Below are 19,489 nucleotides of genomic sequence, written 5' to 3'. Positions count from 1 at the left end.
CCGCATGCGCTTGGTGATAAATACCCAGCATGCCTCTCGAAGGGCTGGAAAAGATCAGCGATAATAAAGCATGCCCTACAGAACGGCTAGCACCGTTGGAGAATTACCATGCCAAATCAACATATAAGTGTAGACGATAGCCGTTTACAAGCGTTAACGCACTGGTTTACTGAGCAACTACCACTTATTGCTCAGCAAGCAGGTTTCACAGAGACTACCGTAAATCATCTACAACCATCCAGTAGTGATGCAAGTTTTCGCCGTTATTTTCGTTGGCACTCAGAGTCGCTCGATCTGGTTTTAATGGATGCACCGCCGCCACGGGAAGACTGCCGCCCGTTTGTGAAAATGGCTCAATTGCTGGCAGAGGGTGGTTTGCATGTGCCAAAAGTTTGGGCGCAAGATTTAGAGCAAGGTTTTTTAGTGCTTTCGGATCTAGGATTACAGACGTGGCTGGAAATACTTAACGATGAAAATGCTGATGCGCTTTTTAGTTTGGCGATTGACGCACTCATTACGCTACAGAAAATTCCTGTGCAAAATGCGCAGCTACCAACCTACGATGAAGCCTTGTTGCGCCGTGAGTTACAGCTGTTTCCAGAGTGGTATGTGCAGTGCGAGTTAGGCATTCGTTTTTCTGAGCAGCAAGAGTATTTGTGGCAGCAGGCTTGTGATGTTTTGCTGGAAAGTGCACTTAAGCAGTCAAGCGTCTTGGTGCACCGCGATTATATGCCGCGCAATCTGATGCTAAGCACTCCTAATCCGGGTATTTTGGATTTCCAAGATGCGGTCCAGGGTCCAGTCAGTTATGACATTATCAGCTTGTTTAAAGATGCTTTTATTAGTTGGCCAGAAGAGCGAGTGAAAATCTGGTTGCAGCAGTACTGGGATAAGGCCCGGGCCAATGGCATTGCCCTGCCAGAGACTTTTCAAGCATTCTACGATGACTGTGATTTAATGGGCGTGCAGCGTCATCTGAAAGTGATTGGTATTTTTTCTAGAATTTGCCACCGTGATGGCAAACCACGCTACTTAGCTGATGTGCCACGGTTCTTTAACTACCTACAGCAGGTACTTGAGCGACAGCCCACGTTAGCGCCTTTAGCACAATTACTAGCCAGTTTTCCTGAAGCGAGATAAATACGATGCGAGCTATGATTTTAGCTGCGGGCAAGGGTGAGCGTATGCGCCCCTTAACGCTGACGACACCGAAACCCTTGATTAGCGTCGCCGGTGTGCCATTGATTGAGTATCACTTGCGTGCTTTAGCACGGGCCGGTTTTAAAGAAGTGGTGATTAATCACGCTTGGTTGGGTGAGAAAATTGAAGCGCACCTAGGTACAGGTGAGCAGTTTGGTTTAAATATTCAGTACTCCGTAGAGTCGCAGCCCCTTGAAACCGGCGGCGGGATTTACCAAGCGTTAAAGTATTTGGGTGATGCGCCTTTTGTTTTGGTGAATGGCGATATTTGGACGGATTATGATTTTTCCGCATTGCGCAAGCCGCTAACGGGTTTGGCGCATTTAGTACTGATGGATAATCCTGAACACCATGTTGAGGGCGACTTCTCTTTACAGCAGGAGCAAGTGAGCTTACCTCAGGCTGGCAATAGCTTAACCTACAGCGGTATTGCCGTGCTGCATCCGCAGTTATTTGCGGATTGTGTCGGCGGAGCTTTTCGTTTGGCGCCCTTGTTGCGCCAAGCCATTGCCCGGGGCCAAGTCAGTGGTGAGCATTTTACTGGGCACTGGATTGATGTGGGTACCCAGGAGCGCTTAGCTGCGGCTGAAGCGTTGCTGGCTAGCTTATGATTTGGCCGGTCACAATACTGTGTGGTCTAGTAGGAATGTTAATAGCGCATATTCCCGGGGCGCTATTGGGTCTACTGATTGGCAATATTATTGATCGGAATTTAGCCATCAAAAGCTGGGCTGATTTGCGTACTCGCTTACCTGTGCGGGCACAGCCGCAGCTCAATGCCGAGCAGGTGTTGTTTATGTTGCTGGGGCATTTAGCTAAAAGCACGGGACGGGTGAGTGCCGCACATATTCAGTCGGCCCGCGCTGAGATGCAGCGCTTACAGTTGTCGGCAGCTGCACAAAAAAGGGCAATTGCTGCGTTTACCCAAGGTAAAGATTGTGCTTTAACGGACTTGCGCAGTGCCTTGCGCAGCCATTATGCCGCAGATAAAGCTGAGCAGTTGCTTACTGCAGGCTGGCGCATAGCCTATGCACAAGGCCTAGCAACGGCCAAGCAGCGCCGTATTTTACAGCGCTGTGCGGATTGGCTGAATTATCCTGCGGCCAGTTTTTCCCGTCTTGAGGCGCAACTGATGCCCACGCGGCTACGGCCTAATTCAGCCGGCAATGAGCTGGAGGCCGCTTTGCAGTTATTGGGGGTGACCCGCAGCACATCATTGGCGCAGGTTAAGCAGGCCTATCGCCGCAAAGTCAGTGTCCATCATCCAGATAAACTGATGGGGGCTGGTGCACCACCGGCGCAGTTGCGGGCAGCGACGGAGAAAACCCGCGCACTGCATCAAGCCTATGCCTTGGTGCGTAAACACTTACAAGGCTAGAGCTGTTAAGGCTCTAGCTCTTGGATGTAACTGGCCACTGCCAGCATCTCGTCATCAGACATATTGGCGGTAATAGCCAACATCACTGACGCAGCGCGGCTGGGGTCTTGACTACGAAAGACTTTCAGGGTGCGGGTGACGTATTCCGCTGGCTGCCCTGCCAGTCTCGGCATATCTTGCTGGCCTTGCCCCTGTGCGCCATGGCAGCTTTGGCAGACGCGTTGGAAAATGGCTTCGCCAGCATCGCGCAGTTGGGGAGTATCAGAAGGCTTGGTGACAACTTTTTGCTGCCCATAATAGAGGGCGATATTAACTCTATCCTCTTGGCTGAGGGCACCGGCCAGTTTTGACATAACAAAGTCGGTGCGCTCACCGTTGGCGAACTTCTCAAAGGCATTGAATAAGTAGATCGGGTTTTGCTCAGCGAGGTTGGGGATGTAATTGCGCTTACTGTTGCCGTCTTCACCATGGCAGTGTTTGCACAAAGAGATACGCTCATGGCCAGCCACGTAGGCTGCTTCTTGCGCCGCAGGGTCGGCTTTGAGCGCCTCGAGTTGTTGTAAGGGGTGTTGATCAGCAAAGCTAAAACTGGCTAAGCCGCTGAGTAAAACAAAAAGTATGCTGCGCATGTAGTGTCCATTCTAAGTGTCAGGTAGGTCAGTGAGGTCTGGTTGCTGTGCTGCCTTACCATGGGTTAGTAAAAGATTTATTCAGCCAACCTTTTACACGACGAAATAACTGCTCTTGTTCTAAGCTGTGAATACCAGCGTCAGCGCTTAGGCTGATTTGTTGGTATGCCGGCAAATGTGCACGACGGCTGGCATTTAAACGCTGGCGCGCTGCACTTTCAGTTTGAGCGTTGCCCTTATAATAGAAGTCTGCAATGGGCTGCATATTGGCATCGATCAAGTTTTCAACAGATGCGCTGGCTAATCTACTCTCGCGCACAGAGATTAAAACAGTAGCAGCTGCTGAGGCGGGATGTGATGCCTGATAGTCCAGTGCCCAATGCGCGCCTTCATGCTGACCAAGTAAGATGATGTGTGCAGCATTAATACTTTGGCCATAGGCTATGGCAGCGTCAATAAAGTTACTGATGCGCTCTGGGTAGTCGGGGATCGGTAGCGGCTCTGGTGCTGTGGGCACTGGCGTCTCAGCAATAACCTCGGGTTCTTCGCTAATTGCTTCTTCTGCTACTGGTTCTTCTTCAGGCTCCGCTACGGGGTCTGGCGCTTCCTCTATTATTGGCTGTGCTGGTTCGGCCTCGATCGGCGCCTCAGCAATAGGCGCAGGCGGCTGCACAATGAACTGTTCGGCAACTGGTTCCGCGATGAAATGCTCAGCGGTGATGTCCGCCTGTGGTGGTTCCGGTAAGTTCAGGCTGAGGGTATGCCAGCCTGCATCGGGAAGATTTCTACGCAGTGGGCCAATGCTATTGGGCCAGTCAAAAGTCTCGCCCACACCGGGCAGCAAGATGACCAAGCCTTGCGCAGTGGCGGTGTTGGCCGGCAGAAACAGAGCAGAAAAGTGTTCTGTGGCTGTACTCAAGCTTATAAGCTGGTCAGCATCGTTGCTGAGTTGCACGGCTTGTGCGCTGAGAACGCTACGCTCCAGCAGTGGCGCTCGGGGGCTGCGAGGTTGTTGTGTGATATCCGCAGCAGAACTGGATGCGGTGGAGGGGGCAGCTAGACCTACTGCTGAGTAGAGGCCGCAGGCAATCAGTAGTAGCGCGCTAGAAAGACTTGTCATTATGGCCTCCCGGTAATGGCCCGTGGCTGCTGCTTATTGCTAGATAGCCTACGGGGTCTGTATCTCGCTATTGAGTTCCAGCATGTAGCTGCGGAAAATTTGTGCAAGTACTTGGTTGGCTATTTCAAGGTCATTGTGCTGCATTTGTGCGGCAACACGGTCGGCGCTGTCAAGGGCTTCATCTGAGCCATTAATGGCTGACATTTTTAGAACTATATAGGCTTGGATGCTATTTACCGGAACACCTTCGCCACGGTAAAACATTGTACCTAAGCGCAGTTGCGCAATGGCATGGCCTTGTACTGATGCTTGTTCAAACCATTTCAAAGCTTGAGCGTAGTCCCGTGGGGTGTGCTGGCCTTGATACCAGTACTCACCCAAAGCAAATTGCGCATCAGCATAACCAAGCTGAGCAAAATTTAAACAATCATCTAAGGCTACTTTGGGGTCGTTAGCTATACGCTCTAAACTGCATTGCTGAGTTGCAGGAATAATAAGCGAGTTGTCGTCGGCATAGGCAAGTAGCGACGACATGCAAAAGCCGATACACAGCATAAAACGGCTAAAACCAGTCATTACAGTTATTGAGCTCCGTATCTGAAAAGTGGCTAGAGAACCTTGGAAATGAGTAACAGGGCACATTATGCGGTATAGACTTGCGTAAAGACCACCGCTAAGCGTGGATCAACCCTGTTTTAAGTCAATATTTTTCCTCAGGGAGGATTTGCCAAGATTAGGCTACAGCGCAGTAAGTGAGAACAGGTTAGACTTAACAGCTTTGTTATCCTGTAGAGACTATCACTATGGCTATTCAAGCCACGCCTTATAAAGTTGAGCTGAACCTGACCGATATGGATCGCAACCTGTATGACAGTTTGCGTTTTAGTATGGCGCGCCATCCGTCGGAGACAGCTGAGCGCTTGCTGGCGCGTTTATTAGCGCGGGCGTTGTGGCATGCCGAGCACATCGAGTTTGGTCGCGGTTTAGCCAATGTTGATGAGCCTGCAGTCTGGGAGAAAAGCCTTGATGGTCGTGTCTTGCATTGGCTAGAGGTGGGGCAACCAACAGCTGAGCGAATGACCTGGTGTTCACGTCGAGCTGAGCGTTTAAGTGTTTTAGCTTACGGCAGCTTGCGTACTTGGGTTGGCAAAGAGCTTGATCCAGTACGAGCTTTGAAGAATTTAAACGTAGTGGCAATCAGCCAAGAATCCCTAAGCAATTTAGCGCAAGACTTGCCCCGCACAATTAATTGGAGCGTGATGATCAGCGACGGCGATGTATTCGTCACCGATGAGCGTGGACAACATACGCTAGAGTTGGAGTGGCTGCATGGGGCACGCGACTAAGTTTTGGCGAGTGGTTTAGCCGTGAATTTGTTTTAGTTAAAAAAGAGTAAGTACATAGTTATGCGTATCGAACAACGACCGTTACCTGCCGTTTTACCTGACTTAGGTGATCTGCCACCACTATTAACGCGTATTTATGCTGCCCGTGGTGTGCAGAGCGCTGTGGAGCTGGAGAAAGGCTTGGCACGTTTGCTGCCGACCCACTTGCTCAAAGGTATGGATGCTGCAGTGCACTTATTGACCCATGCTCTTGAGCAGCGCCAACGCATTTTGATTGTTGGTGATTTTGATGCAGATGGCGCCACAGCCAGCTGTGTCGGGGTGTTAGGTTTGCGTATGCTCGGTGCTGCCCATGTGGATTACTTGGTACCGAATCGCTTTGACTATGGTTACGGCTTAACACCGGAAATTGTTGCTGTGGCCCTGGAGCGCCAGCCGGATGTATTGGTCACTGTGGATAACGGTATTTCCAGTATTGAGGGTGTTGCTGCAGCTCAGGCAGCAGGGCTGAAAGTGATTGTCACTGACCACCACTTGCCCGGTGCTGAGTTGCCCGCTGCTGACGCCATTGTTAATCCCAACCAGCCCGGCTGTGACTTTCCCAGTAAAGCTTTGGCTGGTGTAGGGGTGATGTTCTATGTCTTGTTGGCTTTGCGCGCACACTTGCGTGGCAGTGGTTGGTTTATTGAGCAAGGCCTGCAAGAACCCAACTTAGCTGAGCTGTTAGATTTAGTCGCCTTAGGCAGTGTGGCTGATGTGGTGCCGTTAGATGCGAATAACCGGATTCTAGTCCACCAAGGTTTGGCGCGGATTCGGGCCGGGCGCGCGCGACCAGGTTTGCGAGCTATTTTAGAAGTTGCGCGGCGTGATCACCGGCGCATCGTTGCCACAGACTTAGGTTTTATTGTTGGCCCGCGCCTGAACGCAGCTGGCCGTTTAGACGATATCAGCTTGGGGATTGAGTGCTTGCTCTGTGAAGACGCTGCTGGCGCTATGCAGCGTGCGCAACAATTGGATCAGTTGAATCAGGACCGTAAGCACATTGAGCAAGGTATGCAGCGCGAAGCCTTGGTACAGCTAAAGGATTTGCCACTAGATAATCTTCCCTTTGGTTTGTGTTTGTTCGAGCCAGAGTGGCATCAGGGCGTGATTGGCATTTTAGCCTCACGGATGAAAGAGCGTTATCACCGCCCGGTGATTGCTTTTGCCGATGCCGGTGATGGCCAGTTAAAAGGCTCTGCGCGCTCGGTTCCGGGCTTGCATATTCGTGATGCCTTGGACGCTGTGGCTGCGCGTTTCCCAGAGTTAATCAGTAAGTTTGGTGGCCATGCGATGGCTGCGGGGCTGACTTTGCAGCAAGAACATTATTTGGCCTTTGCCAAAGCCTTTGATGCAGAGGTGCGCCGCCAGCTCAACGAAGAGGATCTCACTGGGCGAATTTACTCCGATGGCAGCTTAGCTGCGCATGAATTTGATATGCAGCTGGCGCAACAGCTACGTCATGCCGGGCCTTGGGGGCAGCGCTTTCCTGAGCCGTTATTTCATGGTGATTTTAAAATACTCAGTCAGCGCTTGGTCGGAGAAAAACATTTAAAGCTGGTCTTACAAAGTGGCCAAGGTGCGCCATCAGTGGATGCCATTGCCTTTAATATTGATTTGGATATTTGGCCCAATGCCAGCATTCAAACAGCGCAGGTTGCTTATACGTTAGATGTAAATGAATTCCGCGGTAATGAGAGTTTACAGCTGATTGTTTCGAGCCTGGCACCTGCTTAAATAAAATGCGACAGCTGCGGCTTGGATGCGCGCACAGAGGCTGCTTATTCAGGTACAATTAGCCTTTTTACATTGTTCAATAAAGCGAGAATCGTCTGTTATGGAAGTCAATCCAATCCATTTAACCATCAATGACTTAGCCGAGCGTACGCAAGTCATTCGGGGGTATCTTTGACTACGCTACCAAGCGTGAGCGTCTAATCGAAGTTGAACGAGAGCTGGAAGATCCTGAGATTTGGAATAACCCAGAGAACGCGCAAAACCTTGGTCGCGAGCGTGCTTTGCTGGCTCAAGTTGTAGAAACATTGGATAACCTCGAGAACGGCGTGCAGGACTCTAAGGAACTGTTAGAGATGGCTGTTGAGGAAGACGACCATGAAGCCGTTGAAGAAGTACGTGCTGAACTAGAACGCTTGGCTGAGCAATTGGGTACTTTAGAGTTTCGCCGGATGTTTAGTGGTGAAATGGATGCCAATAATGCTTATCTGGATATTCAAGCAGGCTCTGGCGGTACTGAGGCACAGGATTGGGCAAATATTCTACTGCGGATGTATCTGCGGTGGGCTGATCATAACGGTTTTAAAGCAACCATTATGGAGTTGTCAGCCGGTGATGTGGCTGGCATTAAAGGCGCGACTCTACATATTCAAGGTGAGTATGCTTTTGGTTGGTTGCGTACCGAAACTGGTGTGCACCGTTTAGTGCGTAAAAGCCCGTTTGACTCAGGCAACCGCCGTCATACCTCATTTACTGCAGTGTTTGTGTCGCCAGAAATTGACGACAACATTGAAATTGATATCAACCCAGCTGATTTACGCACTGATACCTACCGCTCATCCGGCGCTGGTGGTCAGCACGTGAACACCACAGACTCAGCGGTACGCATTACCCACGTACCAACCAACACCGTGGTGAGCTGTCAGAACGAGCGCTCGCAGCATGCCAACCGTGATACTGCGATGAAAATGCTCCGTGCCAAATTGTATGAGTTGGAGTTATCCAAACGTACAGCTGCTTCACAAGAGCTGGAAGACAGCAAATCAGACATTGGCTGGGGTCATCAGATTCGTTCTTACGTCTTGGATCAATCGCGTATTAAAGACTTACGGACTAACGTTGAAGAAAGTAATTGCGACGCCGTGTTAGATGGTGAGATCAATCAGTTTTTAGAAGCGAGCCTGAAACAAGGGCTGTAATGGCCCGCGGCGTGCTAGACACGCCAGTATTGTAATCAGTGCGCAAGTGCGTGCTTACAGTCGCTGTACGAGCGACCTGAATTAAATAGTGGATACCATCATGAGCGAACAACCGCTAACTCAGCATGAGTTGCAAGAGGAAGAAAACCGTTTAATTGCCCTGCGTAAAGAGAAGCTGGCAATTGAGCGGGCGAAAGGCAATGCATTCCCCAATGATTTTCGTCGCGAACACTACTGCGCTGACATCCAGAAGACGTATGTGGATGAAACTAAAGAAGAATTAGTCAGCGCCGCGATACCGGTGAAGATTGCTGGACGTATCATGCTCAATCGCGGTGCCTTTATGGTGGTGCAAGATATGACCGGTCGCTTGCAAGTCTATGTGGACCGCAAAGGCTTGCCAGCAGAAAAATTGGCTGAGATTAAAACTTGGGATCTGGGCGATATTATTGCTGTTGAGGGGACCTTGTCGCGTTCCGGCAAGGGTGATTTATACGTACATATGACCCAAGTCCAGTTACTCACTAAATCACTACGCCCACTGCCGGATAAGCATCATGGTTTAACCGACACTGAGCAGCGTTACCGCCAGCGTTATGTTGACTTAATTGTTAACGAAGAAGTACGTGAAACCTTTAAAATTCGTTCAAAAGTGATTGCGCACATTCGTAACTTTTTAACTGAGCGTGATTTCTTAGAGGTGGAAACACCAATGCTGCAAACCATTCCCGGTGGTGCAGCGGCTAAGCCTTTCGAAACGCATCATAATGCCCTCGATTTGCCAATGTATTTACGGATCGCCCCTGAGCTGTATTTGAAGCGTTTAGTGGTGGGTGGTTTTGAGCGTGTGTTTGAAATCAACCGTAACTTCCGTAACGAAGGTGTGTCTACGCGCCATAATCCGGAGTTCACAATGCTTGAGTTCTATCAGGCGTATGCGGACTACGAAGATAATATGGATCTCACCGAGGAGTTATTCCGTGAGCTGGCGCAAAAAGTATTGGGCAGCACTGACGTGCCTTACCAAGGTAAGGTGTTCCATTTTGGTGAGCCGTTCCAGCGCATCTCATTGTTTGATTCCATTTTAAAGTACAACCCGGAGATTACTGCGGCTGACTTAGAAGATATTGACACAGCCCGCGCGCTGGCGAAAAAGCATGGTGCGAAAGTGATGGGCTTTGAAGGTATTGGTAAGCTGCAAACCATGATTTTTGAAGAAACTGTTGAGCATAAGCTTGAGCAGCCGACTTTTATTACTCAGTATCCATTTGAGGTGTCACCGTTGGCCCGTCGCAATAACGATGATCCAAACGTGACCGATCGCTTTGAATTGTTTATTGGTGGCCGTGAAATTGCCAATGCGTATTCTGAGTTGAATGATGCTGAAGATCAGGCTGAGCGTTTCTTAGCCCAGGTAGCTGATAAAGATGCCGGCGATGATGAAGCGATGCATTATGATGCTGATTTTGTTCGTGCGCTTGAGTACGGCATGCCGCCAACTGCCGGTGAAGGGATTGGGATTGACCGCTTAGTGATGCTGCTAACGGATTCTGCGTCTATCCGCGATGTGATTTTGTTCCCGCACATGCGTCCAGAACATTAATAATCTGCTGAGTTAAGTCGCCCAAGTCAGCACTACTGGTGCTTGGGCGGCTTGGCTTTAAACATCACTTCAACCCATATTATGGAGTCATTATGAGCGAACGCGACCTGCGACCACTAATTGGTACAGCCATTGCTAGTATTGTGGGTACTGTTGCAGTTTTAGGTTATTACGGTTATTTGCACATTGCGAAGCCCGTCGATGCTTTGCTGCTAGCTGAGTACACCATGCTGAAAACTATTCCTGGTGAGGACTATAAGGTTTCTTTAAAGCCTGCTGAGCAAGTTGCGCAGTGTGTGGACGGTATTGTGGTGTTATTTGATACCAAACAGAAAGGTTTAACCGGTGTGCTGGTCAATGATCAAAAGCGCGCAGTGCGTTGCGACTTTAGCCAGTAGTTACAAGGGTCGATACTCCTCAAAAACTGCGAGTCTGTGCAGTTAAAACACTAAAGTTTTCTTGCTAGATGCTGCAGAACTCGGCAAGCTGAAGAGAACTTTAGTGGAGAGTTAAGTATGATCCCGATCGATTCACGTCTACGCGAGCATGTTCATTTATTAGGTGAATTGCTTGGTTCCACCATGCGCGAACAACGTGGTGAAGAGTTTTTAGAAAAAATTGAGCGCATCCGTACTGGTGCGAAAGCTGCCCGTCGTGGTTCTGCAGACGGTCGCCAGCAAATGACTGATACTTTAGATCAGTTGCCTGAAGATGAGTTACTCCCCGTAGCCCGTGGTTTTAACCAGTTTCTTAATTTAGCCAATATTGCTGACCAGTATCATCTGATGCGCCGTCGTCGCAGTGATGAAGAGCCTGCTTTTGAGGATCAGATGCTGGCCTCTATTCTTGAGCGCTTACAAGTTGCTGGACATGATCCGCACGATTTATCTACAGCAGTTGCCGAGCTAGATATTGAGTTGGTGCTGACTGCACACCCCACAGAGGTCTCGCGGCGTACACTGATTATGAAGTACGACGCTATCGCGCAGCAGTTGGCAGCCTTGGACCACACTGACCTAACCACAGCTGAGCGCGATAAAATTATTGCTAAGCTCCGCAGCTTGATCTCTGAAATTTGGCACACTACAGAAATTCGTAGCGAACAACCAACGCCGGTAGATGAGGCGCGCTGGGGCTTTGCTGTGATTGAGCGCTCACTGTGGCAAGCCATTCCCAATGTTTTGCGCCATGTGGATAACACCTTGCTTGCGGCTGGTGGCGATAAGTTACCTATTACTGCGACGCCCATTCGTTTTTCAACTTGGATGGGTGGCGATCGCGATGGCAATCCGAATGTTACCGCGCGGGTAACTAAAACTGTATTACTACTGGCCCGCTGGATTGCGGCAGATTTGTTTTTACGTGATATCTCCCGCCTGACTGCCGAGCTATCGATGCAAAAAGGTAGCCCTGAGTTGATGGCTTTGGTCGGTGAGACTGACGAGCCATACCGTGTTTTAATGAAGAAGCTCCGTGCCCGTTTGCGTAAAACACGTGCTGAATTACAAGCAGCGTTATCCACTGGTTCATCATTATCGGCGGAGGTTTTTTACAATACTGAAGACCTGCTGTCCCCCTTGCTGCTTTGCCACCGCTCGTTGCATGAGTGTGGAATGGGCCTGATTGCTGATGGCGATTTGCTAGACACTATTCGCCGCGCTACAACTTTTGGTTTGTCGTTGGTGCGCTTGGATATTCGTCAAGATGCTGAGCGGCACACCAGCGCACTGAATGAAATTACGCAGTGGTTGGGTTTAGGTGAGTACAGTCAGTGGGATGAAGCGCAGCGTCAGGCGTTTTTACTGGCCGAATTAAGTAATCGTCGGCCGTTGTTGTCCAGTGCCTTTGCTGCGAGTGCAGACACTCAAGAGGTTTTGGATACCTGTCAGGTTATTGCGCAAACGCCCGCTGACTCGCTGGGCTCTTATGTGATTTCTATGGCTTGCGCACCTTCTGATGTGCTGGCTGTGCAATTGCTACTCAAAGAAGCAGGGCTCAATCGCGCGATGCGTATTGCGCCACTATTTGAAACGCAAGATGACTTGCATAATGCTGCTGGAGTTATTGATCAGTTACTGAACTTAACAGATTACCGTAACAGCCTGGCTGGGCCGCAAGAAGTGATGATTGGCTACTCGGACTCAGCCAAAGATGCTGGAACTACGGCCGCAGCTTGGTCGCAATACCGTGCCCAAGAAGAGTTGGTTGCGGTTTGTGAAAAGCAAGGTATTGAGCTGATTTTATTCCATGGCCGTGGTGGTACTGTGGGACGTGGCGGTGGACCTGCTCATGAAGCGATTCTTTCACAACCGCCAGGTTCAGTGGCAGGACGCTTCCGGACTACCGAGCAAGGTGAAGTTATTCGCTTTAAATATGGCTTACCGGAAGTCGCTGCGCAGAACTTGAACCTGTATTTGGCCTCAGTGTTGGAGGCAACTTTGCTACCGCCACCGGTGCCTAAAGACTCATGGCGCGCAGTGATGGAGCGTTTAGCTGCTGACGGCTTAGCCGCTTATCGGAAAACAGTGCGTGAAGAGCCACAGTTTGTTGATTACTTCCGTCAAGCCACTCCGGAGCAAGAACTCGGTCGCTTGCCTCTCGGCAGTCGCCCAGCACGCCGCCGCACTGGCGGGATTGAAAGTTTACGTGCTATTCCGTGGATTTTTGCCTGGACGCAAACACGAATGATGCTACCTGCTTGGTTAGGCTGGGAGAGTGCCTTGCAAAATGCAGTGCAGCGCCAAGAGGAACCACTGCTAGCTGAGATGCGCGATCAGTGGCCATTCTTTAGGGCGCGTATCGATATGTTGGAAATGGTGCTCTTAAAAGCAGACTCAGGCATTGCCCGCTTATACGATGAACGCTTAGTCGCAACTGAGTTACGTGGCTTTGGTGAGCAGTTATATGCACACCTTGCACAAGCAGTGGAGCAGGTATTGCGTTTAACTGGCGAAGCCCATTTGCTTGAGCGTCATCCGCAAGTACGCGCCTCAATTAGCGTGCGAGATACCTACCTTGATCCGCTACATTTGTTGCAGGTGGAATTATTGGCGCGCTCCAGAGAGCAGGGTGAGGCAACTTGCCCGGCAATTGAGCAAGCTTTATTGGTAACTGTTGCAGGTATTGCTGCAGGGCTGCGCAACACAGGTTGACTGACCTAGGCTGATCACCCGTTATTTAGGTCGGGTGATCAGCTGTATTTACTGTGTTTAATATGAATTGAGTGCAGCGCCGAGCATGCCGCCAATGATGCCCAATACGAAGCCAACGGCCACTAAGACTACCCAGATCCAGAATAAAACTATGACTGCTGTACTATTGGCCGGTGGTGGTGCCCCGTAGCGATTGCTGCCAGTGCTGCCTGGTAAGAGAAACATAAGCAACTGAAAGATACTGCCTACTACGGGAATGACTGTGATTAAAATCAGCCAGCCAGACCAGCCAATATCGTGTAATCGTTTCACGCTGATTTGAATACCGATGACGATTGCCGCTAGGGTTACAACTAGAGCAACCGGTATGCCTACAAAAGCTGAAATTTTGAAGGCCACAGCACTGACAATGACTGCAGGTATTAGAGCTAGCATAAAAACTATTGACCACGCGATATAACGCATGCGCCCAAGACGTCCTTCAATGCCCCAGATATTTAACTCACCAACGTCCTCGGGGTTTTGTTCAATAATTGCCTGCGGCGATGCGTAAGGCGTACTTTGTACAGCCTGCGCAGGATGTGCTGCTTGTGCTTGGTGGCTATTGAACTTGGCGATGACAATACCGCAACTTTGACAGATTGGGCTTTCTGCTTGCTGTACAGCACATTTAGGACAAGTCATGCTGTGTGTGCTGCTTGCTGTCTCTTCTGCTTCTGTAGGTTCTAAGCTTAAGTTCGCTACAAAGTCTGTTTCTTTGTTAGCAATAATGCCTGCATTAAATAGAGCTGTTATGTATTTATCTGCTTGTGCTGCACTGATATCGCGCTTAATGACAGTGGGCTTACCAGAAAACAAATGCTTGATAGCAGCAACGTCTGCTTTGAATAAGCGGGCCAGATTGTCTTGAGCAAAGTCGAGTGTTACTCCAGGGGCAAGGCTGCCATCCATGGTGATTTTATACAGAGTGTTGGGCATGTGGCTTCCTTGGCTGTAGTTATTAAAGTTATTGGTTGAGCCATAGCCTAAATAATAGGCTATGGCTCTTTAGTTAAAAGGGTTTGAGGATTGCGAGCAATACTATTGCGACTAAAAATAAGACTGGCAGCTCATTAAACCAGCGGTAAAAGACGTGGCTTTTTTGGTTTTCACCCTGAGCAAAGCGCTTATAAATAGCGCCTAAATAGAAATGATAGATGATTAGTAAAGCAACCAGCGTCAGTTTTACATGCATCCAACCGGCCTTGAGCAGAGCGGGGTTCATATATAACATACTGATTCCAAGCAGCAGCGTAGCCACTAGAGACGGGTGCATGATGCCTCTATAGAGTTTGCGCTCCATAATGGTGAAGCGTTCTTGGCTGATGCTGTCAGAGCTCATGGCGTGATAGACAAATAAACGCGGTAAATAAAATAAACCCGCAAACCAACACACCACTGCGATAATATGGAAAGCCTTAATCCATAAATACGTCATAACCTGCTCCAAAAGTAAATTCTGCACATAGTAGTACGCTGTTACTGCAGTGTCATCTGTAGAGTGTGGGTTGTACGTCAACAGATATAACTTAATTTCAAAAAAGAGGGTGCATGCATGATCAAAGTAGCTATCGTCGGCGGTACAGGCTATACGGGGGTTGAGTTATTACGCCTACTCGCTTTGCATCCGCATGCACAGGTTGAGGTTATTACTTCCCGCTCTGAAGAAGGTGTAAGGGTTGCAGATATGTACCCCAATCTGCGCGAAAGCTATCCCGAGCTGGTTTTTTCTGTACCGCAAGTTGACAAGCTAACCGCTTGCGATGTTGTGTTTTTTGCCACACCCCATGGTGTTGCTCACGGTTTGGCTGATGAGATTTTGCAGGCGGGTACGCGGGTAATTGATTTGTCTGCGGATTTTCGTCTTGAAGATGCAGAAGAGTGGTCGCAGTGGTATGGCCAACCGCACGGAGCACCGCACTTATTAGCTGATGCAGTATATGGGTTGCCTGAGGTGAACCGAGAAGCTATTAAGACTGCACGGTTGATTGCCGTGCCTGGCTGTTATCCAACTGCGGTCCAACTTGCATTACTGCCATTGGTTGAGGCAGGGCTGGCTGAGACTCAACAAATTATTGCCAGTTGCGCCTCAGGCGTCAGTGGTGCCGGGCGAGGCGCTAAAATTGGCTCGCTGTTCTGTGAGGCAGCTGAAAATATGGTTGCTTATGGGGTCAGTGGCCACCGCCATCTGCCTGAGATCAAACAGGGTTTACGCCGTGCTGCTGGTCAGTCAGTGGGGTTAACCTTTGTGCCGCATTTAGTACCCATGATTCGTGGGATTCATGCAACACTTTATGCGACGGTGCTTGATCGCAGTCTTGACCTGCAAAGCGTATATGAGCAGCGTTATCAGAATGAGCCATTTGTAGATGTGCTACCGGCTGGCGTTTGCCCGCAGACACGCAGTGTAAAGGGTGCCAACATGTGCCGCATTGCTGTGCAGCGCCCGCAAGATGGCGATGTAGTTGTCGTTATGGCGGTTATTGATAACTTAGTGAAAGGCGCATCCGGCCAAGCAGTGCAGAATATGAATATTATGTTCGGTTTAGATGAGAGTAGCGGCTTAAACTCTGCTGCCTTGATACCTTAGGCAATGCTAATAGTTGACCTTGGTGGTAGGATAAGCGGATAATATAACCAATAGATGTTTACAGCGCGATGCTGGGAGAAAGTAAAATGAGTGTTGAATCCTTCGTCCCTGACGCAATGCAATTTACTCAAGGTGCGGCAAATAAAGTTAAGGCTCTAGTCGAAGAAGAAGGTAATGCGCGCTTAAAATTACGCGTATTTATTACTGGCGGTGGTTGTTCAGGCTTCCAGTATGGTTTTACCTTCGATGAAGAGGTCGCTGACGATGACACCATCGTTAACCGAGAAGGAGTGAGCTTAGTCATTGATCCCATGAGCTTCCAGTACTTAGCCGGTGCAGAAGTTGACTATACCGAAGGTTTGGAAGGCTCACGTTTTGTGATTAATAATCCAAACGCAACCACTACATGCGGTTGTGGTTCGTCCTTCTCGATTTAATTGCAAGTTTTAAACAGGATAAATGGCGCCAAGTACTCTTAAGCCTCTGGCGCCAGTAACAGTTGGCCTATTGCTCGGCATGTTTTCGAGACAGCAATGAGCCAGCCAAGCAAAAGCCATAGCCTCCATCCAGTCCGCAGCAATACCTTGCGAGTCAGTACTATCCACTAGGCAGTCGGGTAGCAGGCGCTGCAAACGCTGCAGTAAATCATTATTATGTGCACCGCCACCACAAACCCAGACGGATCGAGTGCTGGCTTGAGCTGCGAGGATTGAGTCAGCAATAGTCTGCGCGGTAAATTCAGATAAAGTCGCCTGTACATCCTGATCAGCTAGAGCTTCTTGCTGGGCTAATAAACTCTGCAGCCAAGGCAAATTAAACAGTTCGCGGCCCGTACTTTTTGGGCCTTGAGTGGCGAAAAAAGGTTCGCTTAACATGCTGTTCAATAGACTTTTATTCACTGTTCCGCTAGCTGCCCAGGTGCCATTTCGGTCAAACGTTTGGTTTTTTTTGTGCTGAATCCAAGCATCTAGCAAGACATTGCCGGGGCCGCAGTCAAAGCCCAAGGTGCTGGTGTTTTCATTTAGTAGCGTCACATTGCTAAAACCGCCAATGTTGAGTACTGCGCATGGCTGAGGGTGCTTTTTGAAAAGCATTTCATGAAAGGCAGGGACGAGCGGGGCGCCTTGCCCACCAGCTGCGATGTCACGCTGACGAAAATCACTGACTACAGCTATGCCGGTTAACTCAGCAAGCAGTGCTGGGCTGCCAATTTGTACCGTAAAGTGTTGCGCAGGCTCATGCCGGATGGTTTGACCGTGACTACCAATAGCACGAATTTGACTGGCGGATAGACGAGTTTTGCTCAGCAGTTGCTTAACACCTTGTGCTGCCAGCTGCGCCCATTGCTGTTCGGCTAAAGCCGCTCGCTGGATTTCGTTGGGTCCGCTGCTACAGAGGGTAAGCAAACTTTGCTTGAGGGCTAAAGGCATTGCTAGATATTGACTGGCAACTAGCTCGCAACCTTGATCGATATTCACTAAGCATATATCAATCCCGTCGAGGCTAGTGCCAGACATAATGCCAATATAAAGCATGCGCTTACTGAGCGTTTAGGGCTAGCTGTGTAGCTTTATGTTGGTCCAACTTCGCGAGCAAAGGCTTGCTTTGTTGGAAAAAGCGCTGCTTTTCTGAGGCGTGAATAGGGTCGGCTGTAGGCAGTTTTTGGCTTAAAGGATCTACGTGCACGCCATTAACTTGGAACTCATAATGTAAGTGTGGGCCTGTAGATAAGCCTGTTGTACCGATATAGCCAATGATTTGGCCTTGTTTAACAGTGCTGCCAGCACGAACACCCTTAGCGAAACCTTGCATATGGGCATACAGAGTTTGGTAGCGTTGACCATGCTTAATCACTACAGTATTGCCGTAGCCACCCTTGCGGCCAGCGAGTGTTACACGGCCATCGCCTGCTGCTTTAATTGGGGTTCCACGTGGGGCAGCGTAGTCAACTCCTTTGTGCGCACGAATTTTATTCAAAATAGGGTGTTTGCGGCCATTAGAAAAGCGGGAGCTGATACGAGCAAAGTCTACGGGTGTGCGGATGAAAGCCTTGCGTAAGCTTGCGCCATCAGCATCGTAGTAATTCGTATTGCCTTGCTTGTCTGTGTAGCGAATGGCCGTATAGACTTTGCCGCGATTGGTGAAGCGCGCGCTAAGGATGTTGCCAGTACCTATGGTTTTGCCGTCCACAGTTTTTTCTTCGTAAACCAGTTCAAACTCATCACCGGTTCTTAAGTCTTGAGCAAAATCGATGTCATAACCAAAAATATTAGCCATATCTAAAGCGAGGCTGTACGGTAAACCAGATTTTTTTGTTGCAGAAAAAAGCGCACCTTCTACTGTGCCTTGTGCATACTTTTCCGACGTTTGTGTTGCGGCAACATCTTTGCGAAATGCAAAGTCATTTGTCTCAGCTTGTTTTTCTAAGTAAATAGTTTCCAGCGGGCTGATTTTACTGCTTAAAGCTTGGAGCGATTGCTCCTCATCAAACTCAAAGGTTAGCGTTTGACCTATTTTTAAATGAGTAAAGCGCTTAGCTTCTTTATTTGTAGCGAGAATCTTGTGCAAAACTGCGTTATCAAGTCCTGCTTTAACAAAAAGTACGGATAAGGTGTCGCCCTTATTTACCGTAAGGTTTTTTGTGTACTCAAAGGCATGAGTCTCAGCATCAGGGTTGCTGTCTGCTTGGGCCTGAGGGCTATGGATAATTGCAGAGTCAGTTTCGGAAGCAGTGACTGCGAGCTGAGAATCTTCGGCAGTAAGAGCTTGTGTGACTTGTTCTGCGGTTTGCTCTTCTAACTCAATATTAATAAAAGTCTTTTTAGCTTCCACTTCGCGAGAAGGGTAAACAAGCAATGATAGACAGAGCAATGCAGCAATTCCGCTTGCCGCAAGCAGATGGCGCTTGGGATAGCTCTGCTGTATTGGAGTATTATTTGTTGGCATAGTCTTAGAGGTCTGCTGTGTGCGATTGGGTAAAATATAAGTAAAAGCCTTCTACTGCAAGCTTAGATGTTCGGTAACTTGAGCTGTGTCAGCTTTTTCGTAGGGTTTAGTGCAATAACTGCTTGCTAAATATGCAAGCAGTCTGATGTGGTAATTTGTTTTTAGTTCCTTATCTAGTACCCTTGCCTGTTATCTATTTTACTTAATGTGGTGTTCTGAGCATGAAAACCGTTGAAGAGCAATTAGCTGTTATTAAGCGAGGTACTGACAGCGTCGTCGTAGAGCAAGAGCTGTTAAATAAGTTGAAGCGCAATGAGCCGTTGCGTGTAAAAGCAGGTTTTGACCCTACCGCTCCGGACCTTCACTTGGGGCACACTGTGCTGCTAAACAAGCTGCGTATGTTGCAAGATCTTGGTCATCACGTGATGTTTTTGATTGGTGACTTTACCGGGATGATCGGTGACCCAAGTGGTAAAAGTGTTACGCGGCCGCCGTTAACCCGGGAGCAGGTCTT

General features: G+C 49.1%; 19 protein-coding genes (1 of these 19 only partly in view). 12 read left to right on the top strand and 7 right to left on the bottom strand.

Going from position 1 to position 19,489, the window contains the following annotated elements:
* Window positions 1-108: 108 nt before the first annotated feature.
* Genes O6P33_RS01005 through O6P33_RS00995 form a run of 3 tightly spaced genes read left to right on the top strand, consistent with a single transcriptional unit; the run spans window position 109 to window position 2,578 of the window.
* A complete protein-coding gene (locus O6P33_RS01005) occupies window positions 109-1,140 on the top strand; it encodes an aminoglycoside phosphotransferase family protein (protein WP_269818398.1) in 1,032 nt (343 codons plus the stop codon).
* Window positions 1,141-1,145: 5 nt separating this feature from the next.
* Window positions 1,146-1,811, top strand: coding sequence for an N-acetylmuramate alpha-1-phosphate uridylyltransferase MurU (murU, locus tag O6P33_RS01000; protein ID WP_269818397.1), 666 nt, complete (start codon window positions 1,146-1,148; stop codon window positions 1,809-1,811).
* A 35-nt stretch (window positions 1,812-1,846) separates the two neighbouring features.
* The gene (locus O6P33_RS00995; protein WP_269818396.1) at window positions 1,847-2,578 is read left to right on the top strand and encodes a TerB family tellurite resistance protein; all 732 of its coding nucleotides are present in this window, start codon (window positions 1,847-1,849) and stop codon (window positions 2,576-2,578) included.
* 5 nt (window positions 2,579-2,583) lie between these two features.
* Here O6P33_RS00995 and O6P33_RS00990 read toward each other — a convergent pair whose 3' ends face one another.
* From O6P33_RS00990 to O6P33_RS00980, 3 genes are read right to left on the bottom strand one after another with little or no spacing between them, the layout of a single operon-like run.
* Window positions 2,584-3,207: a c-type cytochrome gene (locus O6P33_RS00990; RefSeq protein ID WP_269818395.1), complete on the bottom strand. Its 624-nt coding sequence runs from the start codon at window positions 3,205-3,207 to the stop codon at window positions 2,584-2,586.
* A 55-nt stretch (window positions 3,208-3,262) separates the two neighbouring features.
* On the bottom strand, window positions 3,263-4,327 hold the full coding sequence (locus tag O6P33_RS00985; RefSeq protein WP_269818394.1) for a DUF3530 family protein: 1,065 nt from the start codon (window positions 4,325-4,327) through the stop codon (window positions 3,263-3,265).
* Between the two features lie 48 nt (window positions 4,328-4,375).
* Entirely contained in the window at window positions 4,376-4,861 is a 486-nt protein-coding gene (locus tag O6P33_RS00980; protein WP_269818393.1) for a tetratricopeptide repeat protein, read from the bottom strand.
* A 269-nt stretch (window positions 4,862-5,130) separates the two neighbouring features.
* On the opposite strand from O6P33_RS00980, the gene O6P33_RS00975 reads away from it, so the two are divergent.
* The 6 genes from O6P33_RS00975 to ppc all read left to right on the top strand — a co-directional run bounded on the left by O6P33_RS00975 (window position 5,131) and on the right by ppc (window position 13,400).
* Window positions 5,131-5,673, top strand: coding sequence for a YaeQ family protein (locus O6P33_RS00975; RefSeq protein ID WP_269818392.1), 543 nt, complete (start codon window positions 5,131-5,133; stop codon window positions 5,671-5,673).
* A 60-nt stretch (window positions 5,674-5,733) separates the two neighbouring features.
* Window positions 5,734-7,449, top strand: a complete 1,716-nt coding sequence (recJ, locus tag O6P33_RS00970) for a single-stranded-DNA-specific exonuclease RecJ (RefSeq protein WP_269818391.1) — start codon at window positions 5,734-5,736, stop codon at window positions 7,447-7,449.
* Between the two features lie 100 nt (window positions 7,450-7,549).
* Window positions 7,550-8,645 (top strand): peptide chain release factor 2 gene (gene prfB, locus O6P33_RS00965; RefSeq protein WP_269818390.1). Its coding sequence is split into 2 segments (ribosomal slippage): window positions 7,550-7,621 and window positions 7,623-8,645, totalling 1,095 coding nucleotides; the frame shifts between segments, so codons are not numbered across the junction.
* 100 nt (window positions 8,646-8,745) lie between these two features.
* Complete coding sequence (lysS, locus tag O6P33_RS00960) at window positions 8,746-10,248, top strand: lysine--tRNA ligase (RefSeq protein WP_269818389.1); 1,503 nt, start codon at window positions 8,746-8,748, stop codon at window positions 10,246-10,248.
* A 92-nt stretch (window positions 10,249-10,340) separates the two neighbouring features.
* A complete protein-coding gene (locus O6P33_RS00955; protein ID WP_269818388.1) occupies window positions 10,341-10,646 on the top strand; it encodes a hypothetical protein in 306 nt (101 codons plus the stop codon).
* 117 nt (window positions 10,647-10,763) lie between these two features.
* The gene (gene ppc, locus O6P33_RS00950) at window positions 10,764-13,400 is read left to right on the top strand and encodes a phosphoenolpyruvate carboxylase (protein WP_269818387.1); all 2,637 of its coding nucleotides are present in this window, start codon (window positions 10,764-10,766) and stop codon (window positions 13,398-13,400) included.
* A 57-nt stretch (window positions 13,401-13,457) separates the two neighbouring features.
* On the opposite strand, the gene O6P33_RS00945 is transcribed toward ppc, so the two are convergent.
* Window positions 13,458-14,378, bottom strand: a complete 921-nt coding sequence (locus tag O6P33_RS00945) for a DUF805 domain-containing protein (RefSeq protein WP_269818386.1) — start codon at window positions 14,376-14,378, stop codon at window positions 13,458-13,460.
* Between the two features lie 73 nt (window positions 14,379-14,451).
* The gene (hemJ, locus tag O6P33_RS00940; RefSeq protein ID WP_269818385.1) at window positions 14,452-14,877 is read right to left on the bottom strand and encodes a protoporphyrinogen oxidase HemJ; all 426 of its coding nucleotides are present in this window, start codon (window positions 14,875-14,877) and stop codon (window positions 14,452-14,454) included.
* Between the two features lie 117 nt (window positions 14,878-14,994).
* Between hemJ and argC the strand changes: the two genes are divergently transcribed.
* Both argC and erpA read left to right on the top strand, forming a co-directional pair.
* Window positions 14,995-16,029, top strand: coding sequence for an N-acetyl-gamma-glutamyl-phosphate reductase (gene argC, locus O6P33_RS00935; RefSeq protein WP_269818384.1), 1,035 nt, complete (start codon window positions 14,995-14,997; stop codon window positions 16,027-16,029).
* 86 nt (window positions 16,030-16,115) lie between these two features.
* Window positions 16,116-16,466 (top strand): iron-sulfur cluster insertion protein ErpA, encoded by a 351-nt coding sequence (gene erpA / locus O6P33_RS00930; protein WP_269818383.1) that lies wholly within the window; start codon window positions 16,116-16,118, stop codon window positions 16,464-16,466.
* Between the two features lie 9 nt (window positions 16,467-16,475).
* Here erpA and O6P33_RS00925 read toward each other — a convergent pair whose 3' ends face one another.
* Window positions 16,476-17,564 (bottom strand): anhydro-N-acetylmuramic acid kinase, encoded by a 1,089-nt coding sequence (locus tag O6P33_RS00925; RefSeq protein WP_269818382.1) that lies wholly within the window; start codon window positions 17,562-17,564, stop codon window positions 16,476-16,478.
* A 4-nt stretch (window positions 17,565-17,568) separates the two neighbouring features.
* Entirely contained in the window at window positions 17,569-18,975 is a 1,407-nt protein-coding gene (locus O6P33_RS00920) for a peptidoglycan DD-metalloendopeptidase family protein (RefSeq protein WP_269818381.1), read from the bottom strand.
* A 221-nt stretch (window positions 18,976-19,196) separates the two neighbouring features.
* On the opposite strand from O6P33_RS00920, the gene tyrS reads away from it, so the two are divergent.
* Window positions 19,197-19,489, top strand: partial view of a tyrosine--tRNA ligase gene (gene tyrS / locus O6P33_RS00915; RefSeq protein WP_269818380.1) — the 5' portion only. It continues 907 nt past the right edge of the window; 293 of the gene's 1,200 nt are visible here — the first part of the coding sequence; the start codon lies at window positions 19,197-19,199; the stop codon falls past the right edge of the window.

It is taken from the genome of Denitrificimonas caeni (genome assembly GCF_027498055.1).
Classification (GTDB): Bacteria; Pseudomonadota; Gammaproteobacteria; order Pseudomonadales; family Pseudomonadaceae; genus Denitrificimonas.
The sequence above is the reverse complement of the archived record's forward strand: the minus strand, read 5'-3'. Positions and strand labels throughout refer to the sequence as shown.

What these genes read in the sequence shown, in the direction of transcription:
- O6P33_RS01005 (WP_269818398.1), top strand. Translation starts at nt 109, where the DNA reads ATGCCAAATCAACATATAAGTGTAGACGATAGCCGTTTACAAGCGTTA.
- murU (WP_269818397.1), top strand. Translation starts at nt 1,146, where the DNA reads ATGCGAGCTATGATTTTAGCTGCGGGCAAGGGTGAGCGTATGCGCCCC.
- O6P33_RS00995 (WP_269818396.1), top strand. Translation starts at nt 1,847, where the DNA reads ATGTTAATAGCGCATATTCCCGGGGCGCTATTGGGTCTACTGATTGGC.
- O6P33_RS00990 (WP_269818395.1), bottom strand. Translation starts at nt 3,207, where the DNA reads ATGCGCAGCATACTTTTTGTTTTACTCAGCGGCTTAGCCAGTTTTAGC.
- O6P33_RS00985 (WP_269818394.1), bottom strand. Translation starts at nt 4,327, where the DNA reads ATGACAAGTCTTTCTAGCGCGCTACTACTGATTGCCTGCGGCCTCTAC.
- O6P33_RS00980 (WP_269818393.1), bottom strand. Translation starts at nt 4,861, where the DNA reads ATGTCGTCGCTACTTGCCTATGCCGACGACAACTCGCTTATTATTCCT.
- O6P33_RS00975 (WP_269818392.1), top strand. Translation starts at nt 5,131, where the DNA reads ATGGCTATTCAAGCCACGCCTTATAAAGTTGAGCTGAACCTGACCGAT.
- recJ (WP_269818391.1), top strand. Translation starts at nt 5,734, where the DNA reads ATGCGTATCGAACAACGACCGTTACCTGCCGTTTTACCTGACTTAGGT.
- lysS (WP_269818389.1), top strand. Translation starts at nt 8,746, where the DNA reads ATGAGCGAACAACCGCTAACTCAGCATGAGTTGCAAGAGGAAGAAAAC.
- O6P33_RS00955 (WP_269818388.1), top strand. Translation starts at nt 10,341, where the DNA reads ATGAGCGAACGCGACCTGCGACCACTAATTGGTACAGCCATTGCTAGT.
- ppc (WP_269818387.1), top strand. Translation starts at nt 10,764, where the DNA reads ATGATCCCGATCGATTCACGTCTACGCGAGCATGTTCATTTATTAGGT.
- O6P33_RS00945 (WP_269818386.1), bottom strand. Translation starts at nt 14,378, where the DNA reads ATGCCCAACACTCTGTATAAAATCACCATGGATGGCAGCCTTGCCCCT.
- hemJ (WP_269818385.1), bottom strand. Translation starts at nt 14,877, where the DNA reads ATGACGTATTTATGGATTAAGGCTTTCCATATTATCGCAGTGGTGTGT.
- argC (WP_269818384.1), top strand. Translation starts at nt 14,995, where the DNA reads ATGATCAAAGTAGCTATCGTCGGCGGTACAGGCTATACGGGGGTTGAG.
- erpA (WP_269818383.1), top strand. Translation starts at nt 16,116, where the DNA reads ATGAGTGTTGAATCCTTCGTCCCTGACGCAATGCAATTTACTCAAGGT.
- O6P33_RS00925 (WP_269818382.1), bottom strand. Translation starts at nt 17,564, where the DNA reads ATGCTTTATATTGGCATTATGTCTGGCACTAGCCTCGACGGGATTGAT.
- O6P33_RS00920 (WP_269818381.1), bottom strand. Translation starts at nt 18,975, where the DNA reads ATGCCAACAAATAATACTCCAATACAGCAGAGCTATCCCAAGCGCCAT.